General features: G+C 68.6%; 12 protein-coding genes. 6 read left to right on the top strand and 6 right to left on the bottom strand.

What is annotated here, in order from left to right; translation table 11 throughout:
• The first annotated feature begins 296 nt into the window (after nt 1-296).
• Together ACZLZQ_RS01630 and ACZLZQ_RS01635 are read left to right on the top strand one after the other, a co-directional pair.
• Nucleotides 297-533 (top strand): CopG family ribbon-helix-helix protein, encoded by a 237-nt coding sequence (locus tag ACZLZQ_RS01630; RefSeq protein WP_472947818.1) that lies wholly within the window; start codon nt 297-299, stop codon nt 531-533.
• Nucleotides 533-826: a type II toxin-antitoxin system RelE/ParE family toxin gene (locus ACZLZQ_RS01635; protein WP_472947821.1), complete on the top strand. Its 294-nt coding sequence runs from the start codon at nt 533-535 to the stop codon at nt 824-826. Before ACZLZQ_RS01630 ends, ACZLZQ_RS01635 begins: the two co-directional genes overlap by 1 nt.
• Before the next feature lie 2 nt (nt 827-828).
• Here ACZLZQ_RS01635 and ACZLZQ_RS01640 read toward each other — a convergent pair whose 3' ends face one another.
• The 4 genes from ACZLZQ_RS01640 to ACZLZQ_RS01655 all read right to left on the bottom strand — a co-directional run bounded on the left by ACZLZQ_RS01640 (nt 829) and on the right by ACZLZQ_RS01655 (nt 5,560).
• The gene (locus tag ACZLZQ_RS01640; protein WP_472947822.1) at nt 829-2,340 is read right to left on the bottom strand and encodes a helicase HerA domain-containing protein; all 1,512 of its coding nucleotides are present in this window, start codon (nt 2,338-2,340) and stop codon (nt 829-831) included.
• Nucleotides 2,341-2,480: 140 nt separating this feature from the next.
• Nucleotides 2,481-3,527: an alpha/beta hydrolase gene (locus ACZLZQ_RS01645; protein ID WP_472947823.1), complete on the bottom strand. Its 1,047-nt coding sequence runs from the start codon at nt 3,525-3,527 to the stop codon at nt 2,481-2,483.
• Nucleotides 3,527-4,213: a D-lyxose/D-mannose family sugar isomerase gene (locus ACZLZQ_RS01650; protein WP_472947825.1), complete on the bottom strand. Its 687-nt coding sequence runs from the start codon at nt 4,211-4,213 to the stop codon at nt 3,527-3,529. The genes ACZLZQ_RS01645 and ACZLZQ_RS01650 overlap by 1 nt, the downstream gene beginning before the upstream one ends.
• A 60-nt stretch (nt 4,214-4,273) precedes the next feature.
• The gene (locus ACZLZQ_RS01655) at nt 4,274-5,560 is read right to left on the bottom strand and encodes a glycerate kinase type-2 family protein (RefSeq protein WP_472947826.1); all 1,287 of its coding nucleotides are present in this window, start codon (nt 5,558-5,560) and stop codon (nt 4,274-4,276) included.
• A gap of 199 nt (nt 5,561-5,759) precedes the next feature.
• Here ACZLZQ_RS01655 and ACZLZQ_RS01660 point away from each other — a divergent pair, with 199 nt between their 5' ends.
• Nucleotides 5,760-5,906, top strand: coding sequence for a hypothetical protein (locus ACZLZQ_RS01660; protein ID WP_472947827.1), 147 nt, complete (start codon nt 5,760-5,762; stop codon nt 5,904-5,906).
• A 39-nt stretch (nt 5,907-5,945) separates the two neighbouring features.
• Here ACZLZQ_RS01660 and ACZLZQ_RS01665 read toward each other — a convergent pair whose 3' ends face one another.
• Nucleotides 5,946-7,427, bottom strand: a complete 1,482-nt coding sequence (locus tag ACZLZQ_RS01665) for a UdgX family uracil-DNA binding protein (protein ID WP_472947828.1) — start codon at nt 7,425-7,427, stop codon at nt 5,946-5,948.
• Between the two features lie 243 nt (nt 7,428-7,670).
• On the bottom strand, nt 7,671-8,912 hold the full coding sequence (locus ACZLZQ_RS01670; RefSeq protein ID WP_472947829.1) for a putative DNA modification/repair radical SAM protein: 1,242 nt from the start codon (nt 8,910-8,912) through the stop codon (nt 7,671-7,673).
• 209 nt (nt 8,913-9,121) lie between these two features.
• Here ACZLZQ_RS01670 and ACZLZQ_RS01675 point away from each other — a divergent pair, with 209 nt between their 5' ends.
• The 3 genes from ACZLZQ_RS01675 to ACZLZQ_RS01685 all read left to right on the top strand — a co-directional run bounded on the left by ACZLZQ_RS01675 (nt 9,122) and on the right by ACZLZQ_RS01685 (nt 18,167).
• Nucleotides 9,122-9,595: a BA14K family protein gene (locus ACZLZQ_RS01675; protein ID WP_472947830.1), complete on the top strand. Its 474-nt coding sequence runs from the start codon at nt 9,122-9,124 to the stop codon at nt 9,593-9,595.
• Between the two features lie 299 nt (nt 9,596-9,894).
• A complete protein-coding gene (locus tag ACZLZQ_RS01680; RefSeq protein WP_472947831.1) occupies nt 9,895-11,889 on the top strand; it encodes an autotransporter assembly complex protein TamA in 1,995 nt (664 codons plus the stop codon).
• Between the two features lie 2 nt (nt 11,890-11,891).
• Nucleotides 11,892-18,167, top strand: coding sequence for a translocation/assembly module TamB domain-containing protein (locus ACZLZQ_RS01685; protein ID WP_472947833.1), 6,276 nt, complete (start codon nt 11,892-11,894; stop codon nt 18,165-18,167).
• Nucleotides 18,168-18,287 lie beyond the last annotated feature (120 nt).

Genomic DNA, 18,287 nt, shown 5'->3' on the forward strand with positions numbered 1-18,287 from the left:
CACAGCCTATCCTACAAGGGAGGCATTCCGCACAAAAAGTTCAAACGGAGAACGGGGGGGGGGGGGGGAGAGGGCAGGCCGGGGCAAAGCGTGGACTGAAGCGACAGTCCATCCTTTCTGCGGAGAATCAGTACCTTTCAGCCCCGGTGATGCGCTGAGTCGACGCCGCCTGTCAGGTGTATCGTTCTCCAGCGCCACAGGCTTCGATCCAGAATTTAGCTGAATTCGAAGGCGGGACCGAAGATGTTGCGTCCACAGTGATTGCAAGGCCGGCCCTGTGGATCCAAGATAGCAAGATGGACACGACCCTTTTTCTACCGCCGGAACTGCGTGACCGCGTCGACGCGATCGCCGCAAGGTCCAGCCTGACGGCCTCGGAAGTGGTGGCCGATGCGTTGGAAAACGGCCGTTCGCTGGAGTGGCAAGAACAGTTTCTCGACACTGTCGCCTCCGGCATCGCGGCGGCCGACGCCGGAGAGTTCGCCACGCCAGAGGAGGTCGAACTGGTGCTGAGCCGGCATCGCTCCCGCTGATGCGGGTCGTCTGGACACGTTTTGCGCTCCGCCAAATCGACGAGATCCAGAACTATATTGCGCAGGACAGCCCAAGGATGGCTGAACAGGTCGTTCCGGACATCTTCCAGCGAACCCAACGGCTGCTGTCGGCCAATCCACTGCTCGGATGGACAGGGTGGGACAAGCGAACCCGCGAGCTCGGTATCGCCCGCACCAGTTATATCGTCGTCTACCGAATTCACGATCAGATCGAGGTTCTGGCTGTCGTTCACATGGCGCAGGATTGGCCAGACAGTTTGAAGCTGCAGTAGCCCTACCGCCCGGACAGCCGTGCGGCCCGCCGGGCCCGTGCCTCGTCGAGTGGCGTCGGTGCCGCCGGCGGAGGCGGCAGATTGCCGCGCTGGGAAGCGCGCCAGGGGGTGCCGGTGATCGTCACCACGCGGTTGCCGCGGAAATCGGCCTCGGCGGTGATGAAGTCGCGCTCGGCCATGAAGCCCAAGAGGAAGCGGCCGCGCGAGGGCGAGCGGCTGCCATAGGCGCGCGCCAGCGCCTCGTCGGACGGGCATTCCTCGCCGTCGCGGGCGGCGCGCGCCAGCATGAGGTAGACGCCCTGCATCTCCTCCGGCAGCGCCTCGGAGCGCTGGATGACGCTTAGCCAGTCCTCGTCCTCGGTCTCCTCGGAGACTCCGGCGCGGGCAAGCGACAGGCGCCGGCGGAAGGCCGGCATGCCGGTCTCGGCACCACCGAGTCGCTTCAACCGGCAATGCACGAGAAAGTCCTGGTAGAGGATCGGCACCGGGCGGAACGCCGCCTCGGGATCGGCGAGCATTTCGGCAAAGATATCCTCGACCAGCGCCTGGCGCGATTCGGCCGAGCGGGGATCGGCGTCGGGCTCGGGCTTCGGCGCGGCGACGCGCTCGATGAGGTCACGCGTCGGGGTCGGCGCGCGCGCCATCATCGGCGCCGGCGCGTCGTTGCCGCCCTTGAAGATGAGGTCGGCCATGTCCTCCGGCGCCATTTCCGGCCGCGCCATCAGCGTCGGCCGCCCGGTGCGCCCTCGCGTCTCGACGGGGCCGATGCGGATCGGCACCGGCCGGCGCGACAAAGCGGGCCCCAGCGCGACGAAGTGCCCGGGCTCAAGGTCGCGAAAACGCTCGGCCTGGCGGCGGTCCATGCCGAGGAGGTCGGCGGCGCGCGCCATGTCGATGTCGAGGAAGGTGCGGCCCATCAGGAAGTTCGACGCTTCGGCCGCGACGTTCTTGGCAAGCTTTGCCAGCCGCTGCGTCGCGACGATGCCGGCAAGGCCGCGCTTGCGGCCGCGGCACATCAGATTGGTCATCGCCGAGAGCGAGACCTTGCGCGCGTCGTCGGAGACGTCGCCGGCGATCGCGGGGGCGAAGAGCTGCGCCTCGTCGACGGCGATCAGCATCGGGAACCAGAGCGAATGGTCGACGTCGAACAGGCCGTTGAGGAAGGCCGCGGCGCACTGCATCTGCACCTCGGCGTCGAGGCCCTCGAGATTCAGCACCACCGAGGCGCGGTGCTGGCGGATGCGCGCGGCGATGCGCTGCAGCTCGGCGGGCGTCCGGTTGGCGTCGACGACGATATGGCCGTAGCGCTCGGCGAAGGAGACGAAGTCGCCCTCGGGATCGATGATCGCCTGCTGCACCCATTCGGCGCTCTGCTCGAGCAGCCGGCGCAGGAGATGCGACTTGCCGGAGCCGGAATTGCCTTGCACCAGAAGGCGCGTCGACAGCAGTTCCTCGAGGTCCATCTCGGCGGGATCGCCGGTGGCGGTGGTGCCGAGGTCGACGGCGACTTTCATCGATGGCGCTCCTTCGGCCGAGAGGGGGACAGAGGCTTTTCCTATCACCGCGGGGCCGCCAGGAGTCGGAGGAAAAGCCGTCTTCTCCACAGCTTCGCGCAAATTCTCCGGTCTCTGTGCGAAAGCGGTGATCCGCGACCCTATTCCGGCGTCAGCGGGGACGGATCGCGCGGGCCCGCGACGGCCGGCCGGTCAATGGAAGCATCGATGAAGCGCAGCGCATCGACGATCGAGACCCGCCAGAGATCCCAGCTATGGTCCCCGTCGGTCATCCGGAACTCCATCGGCCGGTCGTCGGCCCGCATGGTCTCGAAGAAGGCGATGCCGCCGCGCCAGAGGAGATGGCTGTCGTCGTCGCCGACGGTCACGAAGATCGGCGGCAGCGATGCCTTCGCCGCGATCGCCTGCGACAGCAAGGTGAAGACGTTGCTGGCATTGAAACGCTGCGGCTGAAAGGGCGTGCCGAAAGCACCGCCGAAATGCAGGCCCTCCGGCGGGATGTCGATGCCGGTGCCGATCGTGTCGGGATCGATGCGGTGGAAATAGCGGCTGTCGCGGATCACCGCGAGTTCGGCGGCGCTTTTGCCGAAATCCTCCGCCGGCACGTTCTGCCAGATCGCCGGCGACAGCGCGGCCACGGCGCCGTACCGCTCGGGCAAGGTCAGCGCCAGTCGCAGCGCGCCGGCCCCGCCCATCGACAGGCCGGCAATGGCGCGGTGCGCGAGATCCCGGCCCACCGGAAAGGCCTTCTCGACCGCGGCCGGAAGATCGCTCGAGATCAACGTCGCATAGTTGCCGGGCCCGCCGACCTCGGCGGAATCGACGTACCAGGAATCATTGGCATCCGGCATCACCACCAGCAGCGGCCGGATCTCGCCGGCGGCGATCATCTGGTCGAGCGTCGCGTCGATGCCGCCGGCCCGCTGCCAGTCATAGGCGTTGCCGCCGAGCCCGTGCAGCAGATAGAGCACGGGCCAGCCGCCCACCGGCGCCCGCCCTTCGGGCACATAGACGCGCGCCGACTCCGCCTTGCCGAGCGCCGGCGAGTAGAAAGCGAAGTCCCGGATATCGCCGGCCACAGCGGCCGACGCGCTGACCGCCGTCAGGGCCATGCCCGCCAGGAGGGCCATGAGCCCGAGCCGCCACCGCCGCGCCGCTGGCCGCAACCCGGCGGAGGCGAGCGGCATCAGCTTTTCAGCCAGGCATCGTAGTCAGCGACGAGGAGGTGCAGCGGCGCCTCGTCCTCCTCGATCTCGGCAAAGCGCCCGACCGGCTCGCGAAAGATGTTGTCGGTCCGGTCGTCGTTGACCGTCGAGACCTCGGCGACGAGGACGTCGGCGCCCTCGCCCCAGAAGGAATGCCAGTGGTGCGGCATCAAGGTGACGCTCTCGCCGGGCGTCAGCCGCAGCTTGTCGCCCGCCGCCATGCGGCGCGCGATGCCGTCGCAGTAGACCTCGACATCGGCCGTCCCGTCGATGCCGCCATCGGGGGCGCGGGTGAACAGCTCCAGCGTCAGCGTGCCGCCACCGCGGTTGATGATGTCCTCGGCCTTCAGATCGTGCCGGTGCATCGGCGTGACCTGATCCTGCTTCGAGATCATGATCTTCTCGGCGTAGAGCATGCCGCGACCGGCCGCGAGATCGGCGTTGTCGCCGTTGCGCACGGTGAAGAGGAAGAGCCCGAGCCGGTCGAAGTCGCCGCTGCCGAAGTCGGTGACGTCCCAGCCCATCTGCCGCTGCTTGAGCAAGGCGAGATCGCTTCGGGCCTGCATTTCGGCGGGGCTGAAATAGGCGAAGGGCGGCATGACGTAGCCGAAGGAGCGGATGAAGGCGTCGCCTTCCTGCAGGATGGCGTTCACTCGGCTGCGTTTCATTTCTCTCTCCCAAGGCGTTCGCGGCGGGACGTTAGCCGCGGCGCCCGCCGCCGCCAAGCCTCAGCCGACGAGGATCACGCGGCAGTCATTGACGTTGGTGAGCGTCGGCCCCGGCACGAACAGCCCGCCGATCGCCTCAAAGAAGCCGGTGGAATCGTTGTCGTCGAGCGCTCCGGCCGGATCGATGCCGGTGGCAATAGCCGCCTCCAGCGTCTCCGGCCCCGCAAAAGCGCCCGCGGGGTCGCTGGCAAGGCCCGTGCCGCCGTCAGTGCCGTCAGTGTCGGCGCTGAGCGCATGAATTCCCGGCGCGCCGCCGAGCGCCAGCGCCAGCGCCAAGGCGTATTCCTGGTTCGGGCCGCCGCGTCCCTCGCCGGCGATCGTCACCGTCAGCTCGCCGCCCGAGAGAATCGCCAGCCGCTCGCCATCCCGCCTTGCCGCGAGTGCCAAGGCGGCATGCGACCGGGCGACCTCGCGCGCCTCGCCCTCGAGATCGGCGCCGAGCATGACCGCGCGATAGCCGAGCGCCTCGGCGGCGGCAACGCCTGCGGCGAGCGCCGTCGCCGGGGTGGCTACAATGGTGTAGGGCCGGCCGTCGAAAGCGGCATCGCCGGGCTTCGGCGTCTCGCTCGCGTCAGTTTCAAGCGCACGCAAGCAGCTTTCCGGCAAAGTGATACCCCGGCGGCGGACGATCTCGCGCGCCTCGGCCAGCGTCGTCGGGTCCGGAACGGTCGGCCCGGAAGCGATGACGCTCGGATCGTCGCCCGGCACGTCGGAGATGGCGAGGGTCACGAGGCGCGCATCGCCGCAGGCGACGGCCAGGCGCCCGCCCTTGATCTCGGAGAGATGCTTGCGCACGCAGTTGATCTCGGTGATCCCCGCGCCGCTGCGCAGCAGGGCCTTCGTCACCGCTTGCTTGTCGGCGAGCGTGATGTCGCCGCGCGGCAGCAGCCAGTTGGCGGAGCCGCCGCCGGAGATCAGCGCCAGCACGAGGTCGTCCGGACCCGCGCTCCGCGCGAAGTCGAGGACGCGGCGCGTCGCCGCAAGGCCCGCCGCGTTCGGCAGGGGATGGCCGGCCTCGACGACGTCGACCGGCCCGGCGTCGCAGCCATAGCCGTCGCGCGCCACCGCGATGCCGGTGATGCGGTCATCGCCGAGGCCCTTGGCCTGGTAGAAGCGGACGGCAGCGGCGGCCATGCTGGCGCCGGCCTTGCCAGCGCCGAGCACGATCACGCGGCCCGTCGGCGGCTCCGGCAGATGCTCCGCCAGGACGGCGCCGGGATGGGCAGCCGCCACCACCGCCGCGAAAATCTCCTCTAGGGCTCGCCGCTCGCTGCCTTTGCCGTCCATGCCATCCATCCCCTTATCGCCGCTCTCTGCCGTGTTACGCAGACCCAGCGTCGTTCCTGCCCTGCCCCGGCATACTGAAAGGACCGGCGGCGCGCGACCCCTAACTCTCCGGCGGAGTTTAGCGATGGGACGGTTTGTCCGGGTGCGACCGATGGTGCAGGCCTATATGAGATGCAGTCATTCCCCGAAGGAGATCCGATTGCCCCGCCCTGTCATTCGCGACGAGACCCCAATCGCCCCCCAGTCCTGGCAGCGCAAGGTGCTGCTGATCGGCGGCATGGTGTGCCTCGCCATCGCGCTCATCGGCTTCCTCGTCTTCGCGTTGCGCGCGGTGAGCATCGCCTGACGGCGCCGATTCTGGTGCGAAAGGCGACCCGCGGATGCCCTAGGCCGCGAGCGCGATTTCCGGCACGTAGTCCCGTACCCGCGCCATGTCGGCGTTGAACAGCTCGGTCTCCCGCGCCTGCGCCTCAGGGTCGGGCAGCCGCAGGATATAGGCGGGGTGCACGGTGACGAGAAGCTTGGTGTTCTCGTCGAGGTCGATCAGCCGTGAGCGCGTGTCGCGGATGGTGACCGTCTTGCCGAGCACCGAGGCTGCGGCGGTCGCGCCGAGCGCCACGATCAGTTTCGGCCGCACGAGGTCGCGCTCGAGCTCCAGCCAGAATCGGCAAGCCTTTACCTCGCCCATGTTCGGCTTCTGGTGGATCCGCCGCTTGCCGCGCGGGGTGAACTTGAAATGCTTCACGGCATTGGTCACGTAGGCTTGACCGCGGTCGATGCCGGCCTCGGCGAGGGCGGCGTCGAACACCTTGCCGGCCGGGCCGATGAAGGGCTCGCCCGCCAGATCCTCCTGGTCGCCCGGCTGCTCGCCGACGAAGATCACCGGCGCATTGTCCGGCCCCTTGCCGAACACCGTCTGCGTCGCCGGCTCCCAGAGCGGGCAAGCCTTGCAGTGCTGGGCCTCGGCCCGCGCCACATCAATCGTCTGCGGCTGGTTGCCTAGTCGCTGCACCACCGTCTCCTGCCGGGCCATCTCGTCACGCTCCGCCTGTTTTGCGTGGCGTAAACTCGGCAGCGTCGGCGCGGTTTCCAGCATGCGGCGGGCGGCGGCGTCGGCGCCCTGGATCAACGGCTCGATGAGCACGGCCTCGGGGAGGTTGTGCCAGTACTTCTTCGGCATCTCCGACTGCATCGCCTTCACCTTCAGCCGCGCCGGGTTGAAGATCGAGGCGTAGTAGGTCAGCCACAGCGCCTCCATGTCGTCGTCCGCCGGCCGGTCGGCGATGGAAGCGCCGGGGGCGAAGGCGAGCGCCGTGCCGTCCCAGTGCACCGAGCGCAGCGGCGTCAAAATCGACCAGACCATGCCGGCGAAGCGCCGGGCAAAGAAAGGCGCGGTGCGCTCGACGACGTGGTGGAAGGGCTCGAACCAGGCGATGTAGTGTTTTGTGGGCGTGTCGGAGTCGGACCCCACCTCGATCTCGCGAAACCGCACGAAGGCCTTCATCTTGTGGCTGTCGCGGCGGACCGCCTTCTCCATCTCGGTCGCCGCGAGCACGTCGGCGTCGGAGGAGATCTCCAGCAGCTTCTTTTCCGTCTGCAACCGCCAGAGGAGGCGGTAGGCGAGGTCGAAGCGGGCGGGATCGGCGTGGCAGACGATCTTGCCCGCGAGGTCCGGAAACGCCTTCGAGACGGTGATCGCCTTGGCGCCTGTCGGCCGCGGCGGCAGGGGCTCGGCAAAGAGGCCCGGCGCGTCGTCGCCGACGGTAAAGCTCATCTCGGGCGGGGCGATGCCGAGTTCCACCGCGGTGCGGGCGGCACTGCGCCAGCCGTCGAAATCGGCGGGATGGTCGAGGCGGGCGTGGAACATGGGCGGCTCCTTTTGCGCACAAGCGCTGGGAACGGCGGCGGTTGCATGGGGAGTGGATTGGAGCGGCGGATGGCCTCAAACGTTGCGGCGGCTTGCCCCCCTCTGGCCTGCCGGCCATCTCCCCTCGGGCGGGGAGATCGGCAGCTGCGGCCTTCGCGACTAGCTGATCTCCCCCCTTGCGGGGGAGATGCCCGGCAGGGCAGAGGGGGGTAAACCGCGGCAACGATGACCACCCCAACCCTCTTAGAACAGCGACAGCTGCTCCGCCTTCGGCTTCGGCGCCATGGTCGCCCGCAAGCCGGCGCTGTCAGTGAGGCCGCCCGGCGTCCAGTCCAGCGCCTCGATGAACGGCCGCGCCTTGGTGATCGACTGGCAGAGCTTGGCGACGTCGTCGAGCCGCAGCGTCCGGTGCCGCCGCGTCGTCAGAATGCGGGCGACCGCCTTCGTCCCAAGCCCCGGCACCCGCAGCAGCATCTCGCGGTCCGCGCGGTTGACGTTCACCGGGAAGCGCGCGCGGTGCTTCAGCGCCCAGGCGAGCTTCGGATCGATAGCGAGATCCAGCATGCCGCCCTCGCCGCCCGACACGATCTCCGCGCGCTCGAAGCCGTAGAAGCGCATCAGCCAGTCGGCCTGGTAGAGCCGGTGCTCGCGGATCAGCGGCGGGCGCGCCAGTGGCAGGCGGCTCGACGCATCGGGGATCGGCGAGAAGGCGGAGTAGTAGACGCGCTTCAGCTGGTAGGAGCCGTAGAGGTTCTCCGAGCGCGACAGGACGTCGTTGTCGTCAGAGGCGTCGGCGCCGATGATCATCTGCGTCGACTGGCCGGACGGCGAGAACTTCTTCGGCTTGGCACGGTCCTTCTTCTCGCCCTTGTGCTCCTCGATCTTGGCGCGCAGGTGCCCCATCGAGCGGCGGATGTCGCGCGCGTCCTTTTCCGGCGCCAGCGCCGAGAGCGAGAGGTCGGTCGGCAGCTCGATGTTGATCGACAGCCGGTCGGCGAAGAGGCCTGCCTGTTCGATCAGGTGGGGCGCTGCGTCCGGGATGGTCTTGAGGTGGATGTAGCCGGCGAAATTCTCGACCATCCGCAGCTTGCGGGCGATCTCCACCATCTGCTCCATGGTGTGGTCGGAGTTCTTGATGATGCCGGAGGAGAGGAAGAGACCCTCGATGTAGTTGCGCTTGTAGAACTCCATCGTCAGTTTTACGACTTCATCGACGCTGAAGCGAGCCCGCGCGACATTCGAGGACGAGCGGTTGACGCAGTAGATGCAGTCATAGACGCAGAAGTTCGTCATCAGAATCTTGAGCAGCGAAATGCAGCGGCCGTCCGGGGCGTAGGCGTGGCAGATGCCATGCCCTTCGGTCGATCCGATGCCGCCGGACTTGGCGCTGTCGCGCTTGGTGGTGCCGCTCGACGCGCAGGACGCATCGTATTTTGCGGCATCGCTGAGGATCGCGAGTTTTTGCATAAGGGTCGGTGCAGCCATAGCAGGGATGTAGCGTTCCCGCTTCGTTCGTACCAGTGACTTCTGCGTGCGAGTCCGGCATTTCAAAGACAACAGGAGCGGTGACGTCGGTTTGCGGGACACTTAAGCAGCGCTGCCGGTCCCAACGGAACCTTGGTGCCGCCGTGCGCATTGAATTCTATCTCGCTTTTCTTGCGGCCCTGTCCGCTCCTACAACTCTGAGGCAAGCCATGAAGACCTTCTTCGCAGCGCTCGGCACGGTCGCGATGCTGGTGACCGGCACTCTTGCAACGGCGACTCCGGCGTCGGCGGACGGCTACTATCGCCATCACCGCGGCTACTACGACGGCGGCCGTCGCGGTTATTACGATGGCGGACGCCGCTATTACCGCGGTTATGACGGCGGTCGCCGCTACCATCACCGTGGGCACGGCGACGCGCTGGCAGCGGGCGCCGTTGGCCTCGGCGTCGGCGCTCTGATCGGCGGGGCGCTTGCTGCTCCGCGCGCCTATGACAACGGCTACTACGGCCGTGGCGGTTACATCGTCAACGAGGGCCCGGTGAACCGCGCCTACCGTCCGGCGCCGGTCTATCGCGGCGGCTACAACCGGATCGACGCCTGCGCGGCCCGCTACCGTACCTATGACGCCCGCTCGAACACCTTCATCGGCAATGACGGCCGTGCCCACCAGTGCCGGCTGTAAGGGCTGAGCAACTGTTCATTTAATGGGCGCCCGGTTCGGTCTCGAACCGGGCATTTTCGCGTGGAAGGTACGGGGCGCTAAGGCGTGCCGCCTCTCCCGTCCACCGCTGTGACTGCCACACAACATGCGGCTACAGAATGGCCGGGATCACGTGATGGTCAGTCTCACGCCAGCGAGATGTGTTGTTATTTAATGTTTTATCGGCTTGTTAGACCCGGCGTCATCGGGGGATCGGCGCGGCCTGGTGCCATCGGTCGCCTTCCCCGAAGCGCGTTGACGGTGACAGGTCCGAGGTGCGTTTGATCTTTCCGAAGCTGCCTTTTCCCTCGCGAAAGCTCTCCGCTGCCGGCCGTCGTGCACCGCGGGCGCTGGCCCTCGCACTCGGCTGTGCCGGCATGGCGGCCCCCTTCTCGGTAGCGCCTGCACAGGCGCTGGAGATCTTCGGGATCACGATCTTCGAGAGCAAGAAGGACAAGGCCGTCGAGGGGATCGTCGACCCCATCCGCTATACCGTCACGCTCGGCGTGATGCCGGATGTCGAGGGGCTGAAGGACGAACTCGATACCGCCTCGACGCTCGTCGCCGACGTCGACCAGCCGGTCTCCGGCTCGCTTGGCCTCCTCGCCAAGGCGAAGAACGACCGCAAGCGCCTCGTCGCCTCGCTCTACGAGAACGGCCGCTATGATGGCGTCGTCACCGTCCTGATCGAGGGCAAGAACATCGACGACCTCGCGCCCGACGCCGAGTTCGACACCTCGCGGCCCGTGCCGGTCGCCATCATGGTCGATCCCGGCCAGGCCTTCACCCTCGGCAAGGTCGACATCACCGCCAACGGCGTCCCGATCGATCCGGCGAGCTTCGACCTTGCCGGCGGCTCGTCCGCCGCATCGACACGGATCCTCTCGCAAGAAGCCAAGGTGCTGGAGGCGCTGCGCAACGAGGGCCGGCCTTTCGTCGCGGTCACCGACCGCGACGTCGTCGCCGACAGCGCGACCGGCAAGCTCGACTACCGGCTGGCGATCTCGCCGGGCGCCCCGGTGCCTTTCGGCGACCTCTATGTCGACGGCAACAAGGACGTCGACCCCGGCTTCATCGCCTACATGACCGGCATCGAGAAGGGGAAGATCTTCTCGCCGCAGGACATGGCGGATGCGCGCGACCGGCTGCTCGGGCTCGACGTCTTCTCCAGCGTCACCGTCAAGGAAGGCCGCGGGCAGGCTGCGGACGGCACGCTGCCGGTGCAGGTCGAGGTCGGCGAGCGCAAGTTCCGCTATTACGGCGTCGGCGCGACCTATTCCAACACCGAGGGCGCTGGCGTCTCCGGCTACTGGGGCCACCGCAACCTGTTCGGCCGTGCCGAGAGCCTGCGCATCGACGCCGCGGTGTCGCGCATCGGCGCATCGGCGCTGGACGACACCGTCCGTCAGACCGACGAGTTCGACTACAAGCTCGCGGCCGTGTTCAAGAAGCCGGGCGTGCTCGGACCGGACTCGGTCTATATCGGCTCGGTCGAGGCGGTGACGGAGCACCCGCTCGCCTATGACCGCCAGTCCTTCGCCGCGACGTCTGGCGTCCAGTACAAGCTGTCGAAGACGCAGACGATCGAGGCGCGGATCCGCGGCGAATACGAGGACATCACCGATTATCTCGGCGATGCCAGCTTCATCATCGCCTCGCTGCCGATCACCTACACCTATGACGGCCGAGACGACAAACTGAACCCGACCTCGGGCTTCTTCGCCAAGCTGATGGCCGAGCCGTCCTACGAGATCAACGAGGGCACCCCCTTCGTGAAGACGCGCGCCGATGCCTCGACCTATCTCTCGCTGACGCAAAGCGACCGCTTCGTCCTCGCCGGCCGCGTCGCCTATGGCACGATCTTCGGTGCCGACCTCCAGGACATCCCGAATGATCGCCGCTTCTATGCCGGCGGCGGCGGCTCGGTCCGCGGCTACCAGTTCCAGACGATCGGCCCATTCTTCCCGGACGTCGACCGGCCGGGCGGCGACAACAGCTTCAACGACACGCCGACCGGCGGCCTGTCGCTGTTCGAGGCATCGGCCGAGGTGCGTATCGGGATCACCGAGAAGATCCAGCTCGTCCCCTTCGTCGATGCGGGCGTCGTCTCAAACGACCTCGTGCCGGATTTCGGCGAGATGAAGATCGGCGTCGGCGTCGGCGCCCGCTATCTCACCGGCTTCGGACCGATCCGGGTCGATGTCGGCATCCCGCTCGATCCGAGCTCGCGCGACGCCAGCTACCAGATCTATGCCGGCATCGGACAGGCGTTTTGACGATGAGGCTTCTTCCCATTTCCCGTTTCGCCGCCTTCGCCCGCCTTGGTGCCGTCGCGCTGTTGACCGTCCTTGTCGCGCAGGCTTCCGTGCGCCCGGCATCGGCCCAGCAATTCCTGGCCAACCAGATCCAGAACCTTATCTCGACCGACACGATGAAGGTCGAGATCACCGGCCTCAGCGGCGCCTTGACCGGCAATCTCAGGATCGACAGCGTCACCGTCTCGGACCCGAAGGGCGTGTTCCTCACCGCCAAGGATCTGGCGATGGACTGGTCGCCGCTCGCCGTCGTGCGCTCGCGCATCGACGTCGAGGCGCTGACCGCCGGCCAGATCGTCCTCGAGCGGCTGCCCGAAAGCGCCCCTGCCGATCCGAATGCCGAGCCGTCCTCCGGCCTTCCGAACATCACCGCCGACATCCAGAAGATCGCCATTCAGGAGATCATCCTCGGCGAGGCAATCGCCGGCACGCGCGCGCGCCTCTCGGCCAATGCCCGCCTGAAGCTCGAGAACGACCCGACTAATGTCGAGGCCAATATCGACATCGAGCGGCTCGACCAACCCGGCACGATCGCGGCGAACGTCGCCTTCGCGCCGGCCGATAACCGCCTGGCCGTGAAGGTGAATGCCAGCGAGCCCGCCGGCGGCCTGGTCGCGACCCTCCTGAAGCTGCCGGGCGCGCCGCCGGTGGCGCTGACGATCGACGGCAGCGGCCCGCTCGCCGACTTCATGGCCAACGGCCAGCTCACCGTCGGCGGCGAGTCCGCGGCGATGCTCACCGCCCGCGTCGCCGACCAGCCGGAAGGGCGCCGCGTCACCGCGACGCTCAACGTCGCTGCCGAGCGCTTCGTGCCCGACGCCTACCGCGCCTATGTCGACGGCGGCGCCGATCTCGACGTGCAGCTGCTGCTGCGACCGGACGGCGTCATCGGCATCGACCAGGCGCAGCTCGCCTCCGGCCAAATCCGCGCGAACGTCACCGGCACACTCGACCGGGCCGGCCCGCAGACCGCGCTCGACGTCGCCATTGCCGCGCGCGATGGCGGAACGGTGCCGCTACGCTTCGGCACGGCGCCGAGCCAGACGGTCCTCGACGTCACCAGCCTCAACGCCAAGCTCGCCGGCGCGCTTGTCGCCGCCAATATCGACCTCACCGCCAAGCTGCCGACGGCCGGCTTCGGCGAATATGTCGGCAAGGACGTCTCGGCCAGCGCGACCGCCCGGGGCTTCAACCTGTCGGGCCTCGAGGGGCCGCTGCAGCTTCAGCTCGCCGCCGCCTCGATGACCGCGCCCGCCGGCGTCGCCGACCGATTCCTCAAGGGCCCGGTCAGCATCGCCGCCGATGGCGCGCTGACGGCCGATGGCCTGACGCTCAGCCAGAGCAAGGTCACCACCAAGGTCGCCAATGCCGCGGTCACCGGCAGCGCCGCCTACAACTTCTCGACCTTCGACCTCACGCTTTCCAGCGATTTCGATACGCTCGCCCTTTCGGCTGCCTTGGTGCCGCTGGCTGGCGACCGGCTCTCCGTTGGCGGCCATGTCGTCCAGACCGGCGAGGGCCTCACCGCCGACACCCTCGCCATCAACGGCACGGGCCTCACGGTTACCGGCGGCGCGGCGCTCGCGGGCGGCCAGATCACCGCCGATATCAAGGGCGTCCTCGACGCGAAGGCCGGCGAGGACGCCGCGATCTCCGGCAAGGCCGAGTTCGGCCTCACCGCGCGCGGTCCCTCGGCCCAGCCCGACGTCGACATCTCGCTGACCAGCCAGGGCCTCAAGGTCAACGGGCGCGAGCTTGCCAACCTCAAGGTCGAGGCGCGCGGCGAGATCGCCTCCGCCACGCCGTCCGGGACCGTCACCCTCTCCGGCGAACTCGACGGTGCGCCGCTGTCCGGCAATGCGAAGGTCGAAACCCTCCCCACCGGCGACATCAACCTCACGGGGCTCGAGATCCGTCAGGGACCGAACAACGTCACCGGCGAGGTCCTGCTCGGCAAGACCGGGCCGGTCGGAAGCCTCAATGTCGCGCTGGGCGATGTCGGCCCGCTGGCCGCCCTTGCTTTGCAGAGCATTTCCGGCGATCTCAACGGCAAGATTGAGCTGTCGGTCAACGAGCGCGAGTTTCCGGTCGCCACGCTCGACCTCCTCTCGACGAGCCTCGCCGTCGGCGGCAACACGCTGACCGGCCTCGGCGTCAAGCTGGCGGTCGAGGACTATCTCGGTGCCCCCTTCCCGGCCGGCACGATCCGCGCCGAGAAGCTGGTCGCCGGCGGCGCCACCGTCGAGACGGCCGCGATCGATCTCGCCCGGCGTGGCGACTACACCCAGATCGATGCGAAGGCGCGCGCCAACGGCATTCCGGTCGGCATGTCCGGCCAAGCGCAGATTACCGCCGCCGAGACCATCGTCGCCCTCGACAGTCTCACCGCCGCCATCCCCGACGCGGAGATCGCGCTCGCCAAGCGAGCGACCGTCTGGATCGCCGACGGCACCACCAAGCTCGATGCGCTGACGCTGAACGTCGGCGCCGGTTCGGTCGCCGTCTCCGGCACGGCCGGGGCGACGCTCGACCTGACGGCAAGCCTCACGAGGGTCCCCGCCGCCGTCGCCAACCCATTCGTGCCGAACCTCGGCGCATCCGGCGTGATCACCGGCAATGCGGCCGTCAACGGTCCCTCGAGCGATCCGGAGGCTCGCTTCGAGATCGCCGCGACCGGCATCGAGACGACGCAGACCCGCGCCGCCCGGCTGAAACCCATCGAGGCCATGGCCGCCGGCCAGTATGCCGGTGGCACGCTGGATCTCCAGAACGCCAACATCGACCTCGGCGACGGCTCGATCACCGCGTCCGGCCGCATCGGCGACTCGCTCGCTGTGAATGCCGACCTCGACAATGTCCCGGTGGCGCTGGCCAACGGCTTCGTTGACGGGCTCAACGCCTCCGGCACCATCTCGGGCTCGGCCCGCGCCGGCGGCACCGTCGCGGCGCCGACGGCAAGCTTTACCCTCACTGGCACCGGCATCACCGCGGCCGAGGTTGCCGCCAGCGGCGTGCCGCCGGTCGAGCTCGACGTCGCCGGCAACTTCGCCGGCAACCTGCTGACGCTGGAGCGTGCCCGCGCGACGGTCGGCAGCGGCCTGCTGGAGGCCTCCGGCACCGCCGGCGACACGCTCGACCTCGACGTCCGCATGACCGAGCTGCCGGTAGGCCTCGTCAACGGCTTCGTGCCGGGCCTCAAAGCGTCGGGCACGCTCTCCGGCACCGCCACGGCGACCGGACCGCGCACCGCCCCGCAGGCGACGTTCGACATCAGTGGCACCGGCATTACCGCCGCCGAGGTCAAGGCCGGCGGCATTCCGCCGATGACGCTGCGGCTCGCCGGCAGCTTCGCCGACGGCACCGCGACGCTCGAGACCGCCGTCGCCAATCTTGGCGACGCCTCGCTGACCGCTAGCGGCGGCGTCGGGCAGGCGCTTGACCTCGACGTCGTCCTCAACCGCGTTCCGGTCGGCCTTGCCAACGGCTTCGTGCCCGGCCTGAAGGCCTCCGGAACGATCTCCGGCACCGCCACTGCAACGGGAACGCTTCAGGACCCCAACGCGGTGTTCAACCTCACCGGCACCGGCATCACCGCCGAACAGATCGCCGCCTCCGGCATCGCACCGCTCAGCCTCGACGTCGCCGGCCGCGTCGCCGGGCGCACCGCGACGATCGAGACCGCGCGCGTCCTCGTCGGCGACGGATCGCTGAACGCCAGCGGCACCGTGGGCGATGCCCTCGACCTCACCGTCGCGCTCGACAAGCTGCCGGTCGGCCTCGTCAACGGGTTCGTGCCCAACCTCAATGCAACGGGCACCCTGTCCGGCAATGCCCGGGCGACCGGCTCGCTCAGCGACCCGAACGCCAGCTTTCAGCTCACCGGCACCGGCATCACTGCCGCGCAGGTGAAGGCCGCCGGGATCGAGCCGATCATGCTCAACGTCGACGGCAGCTATGCCGGAGGGAACGCGACGATCCGGACGGCGCGCGCCGACATCGGCACGGCGTCGCTCGTCGCCAGCGGAACCGTCGGGCAGGCGCTCGACCTCGACGTCGTGCTCGACGCCTTGCCGGTGGCGCTCGTCAACGGCTTCATGCCCGACCTCAAGGCCTCCGGCACGCTGTCGGGCAGTGCCAAGGCGACCGGCTCGCTCGCCGATCCCGCCGCAACGTTCAAGATCACCGGCACCGGCATCACCGCGGCGCAGGTGAAGGCCTCCGGCGTCGCGCCGATCGACCTCGACATCGCCGGCCGCTACGCCGCGGGCACCGCGACGCTGGAGACGGCGCGTGCCAAGATCGGCGAGGGCTCGCTGTCGGCGACCGGCAGCATCGGCCAGCAGCTTGACGTCGACGTGAAGATCGACCGCCTCCCCGTCGGCCTTGCCAACGGCTTCGTCCCGGACCTCGGCGCCCGCGGCACCCTTTCGGGCACCGCCACCGCCACCGGCTCGCTGACCAGCCCCGACGCCCGCTTCGACATCGCGGCAAACGACGTCTCCGTCGCCCAGACCCGGCAAGCCGGCGCGCCTGCGATAGATGCGGTCGCGCGCGGCACCTACCGCAATGCCGGCGTCGCGCTGGAGACCGCGCGCGTCACCGTCGGCGGCGGCACGGTGACGGTCACCGGCACGGCCGGGCAGAACCTCGACCTCACCGTCGCCATCGACGACCTGCCGGCCTCGCTCGCTGCGGCGGCAGCGCCCGGAATTGATCCGGCTGGCTCGATCAACGGCACCGTCCGCGTCACCGGCGCTGCGACCAATCCGGACGTCACCTACGACCTCAGGGCCAGCGGCCTCAGCATCGCCCAGACACGCGATGCCGGCGTCGGCCCTCTCGACATCACCGCCAATGGCCGGTTCGCCAATAAGCTGCTCGGGCTCGACGCCCGTCTGTCCGGCGGCGGGCTCGCCTTCCAGGCGAGCGGCTCGGTCAATCTCGCCGGCACGCCGCAGCTCGACCTGGCGCTGAACGGCACCGTCCCGCTCGCCATCGCCAACCGGATCCTCGCCGAGGGCGGCCGCTCGGTGAAGGGGACCGTCGCAGTGAATGCCACCGTGCGCGGCACGCCGTCGGCACCCGATGTCAACGGCACGATCTCGACCTCGGGGGCGAGCTTCACCGACACGGGCGCCAACGTCGCCGTCAACGGCATCTCGGCGACGATCGTGCTCAGCGGGCAGACGGCCACCATCCGGTCCTTCCAAGCATCGCTGGCGGCCGGCGGCACCATCACGATCGGCGGCACGGTCGGCCTGGCGAACGGCTTTCCCGCCGACATCCGCATCCAGCTGGCCAATGGCCGGTACAATGACGGCGAGCTGATCGCCGCCCGGCTCGGCGCCAATCTGACGATCACCGGTCCGCTGACCGGCAGCCCGTTGCTCGCCGGCCGGATCGACGCCACCGGCATCGACGTCCTGGTGCCCGAGCGCCTGCCGAGTTCGCTCGCCCGCATCCAGGTGCAGCACAAGAACGCACCCCGCGCAGTGCTCGAACAGGCGAAAAAGATCGAGCCGAAGGCGGCGAGTGGCGCCTCCTCCAGCGCGGGTCTTTTGCTCGACGTGACGTTCAGCGCGCCCAGCCGGGTGTTCGTGCGCGGCCGCGGCCTCGACATCGAGCTCGGCGGGTCGGTGCGGATCGCCGGCTCGGCGTCGGCGCCGAGCATCACCGGCGGTTTCGAACTGGAGCGCGGTCGCTTCAACATCCTGTCGAACCGTCTGGATTTCCAGCGTGGCCGCCTGACCTTCACCGGCGACCTCCTGCCGACGCTCGATCTCCTCGCGACCTCCGACAGCGGCGGCGTCACGGTCAGCGTTGCCGTCACGGGCCCGGCCAATGATCCGGCCTTCAATTTCTCCTCGACCCCGGCGCTGCCGCAGGACGAGGTGCTGGCACGGCTGATCTTCGGGCAAGGCACCGCCAACCTGTCGCCGCTGCAGATTGCCCAGCTCGCCGAGGCTGCCTCGCAGCTTGCCGGCGTCGGCGGATCGAACGGGCTTCTTGAGAACCTCCGCGCCCAGCTCGGCGTCGACGATCTCGACATCAAGACCAACGCCGATGGGCAGACCGCAGTCGGCGTCGGCAAGTACCTGACTGACAACGCCTATCTTGGCGTCGACTCGACCGGACGGGTGTCGATCGACCTCGACCTCGGCAAGGGCCTGAAGGCCCGTGGTGCGGTGTCGGCGACCGGTGGCGGCGAGGTCGGCGTGTTCTACGAGAACGAGTACTGATCGTCCGGCGGGCAAGTTCCGCGCCCGGCTTCAGCATCGGGCGCCGTCGCCCCTTGGGGAGAGGCGCGGCTTGACGCGCCCTGTCCCGGCGACATAGCCCTTTCGGCATTCATCGCCGAA

The organism is Mesocryomonas lacus, from assembly GCF_055730105.2.

Bases quoted from the DNA above. Each gene is read 5' to 3' on its own strand.
- ACZLZQ_RS01675 (WP_472947830.1), top strand. From the start codon at position 9,122: ATGAAGACCTTCTTCGCAGCGCTCGGCACGGTCGCGATGCTGGTGACC.
- ACZLZQ_RS01670 (WP_472947829.1), bottom strand. From the start codon at position 8,912: ATGGCTGCACCGACCCTTATGCAAAAACTCGCGATCCTCAGCGATGCC.
- ACZLZQ_RS01645 (WP_472947823.1), bottom strand. From the start codon at position 3,527: ATGCCGCTCGCCTCCGCCGGGTTGCGGCCAGCGGCGCGGCGGTGGCGG.
- ACZLZQ_RS01665 (WP_472947828.1), bottom strand. From the start codon at position 7,427: ATGTTCCACGCCCGCCTCGACCATCCCGCCGATTTCGACGGCTGGCGC.
- ACZLZQ_RS01655 (WP_472947826.1), bottom strand. From the start codon at position 5,560: ATGGACGGCAAAGGCAGCGAGCGGCGAGCCCTAGAGGAGATTTTCGCG.
- ACZLZQ_RS01635 (WP_472947821.1), top strand. From the start codon at position 533: ATGCGGGTCGTCTGGACACGTTTTGCGCTCCGCCAAATCGACGAGATC.
- ACZLZQ_RS01685 (WP_472947833.1), top strand. From the start codon at position 11,892: ATGAGGCTTCTTCCCATTTCCCGTTTCGCCGCCTTCGCCCGCCTTGGT.
- ACZLZQ_RS01630 (WP_472947818.1), top strand. From the start codon at position 297: ATGGACACGACCCTTTTTCTACCGCCGGAACTGCGTGACCGCGTCGAC.
- ACZLZQ_RS01650 (WP_472947825.1), bottom strand. From the start codon at position 4,213: ATGAAACGCAGCCGAGTGAACGCCATCCTGCAGGAAGGCGACGCCTTC.
- ACZLZQ_RS01640 (WP_472947822.1), bottom strand. From the start codon at position 2,340: ATGAAAGTCGCCGTCGACCTCGGCACCACCGCCACCGGCGATCCCGCC.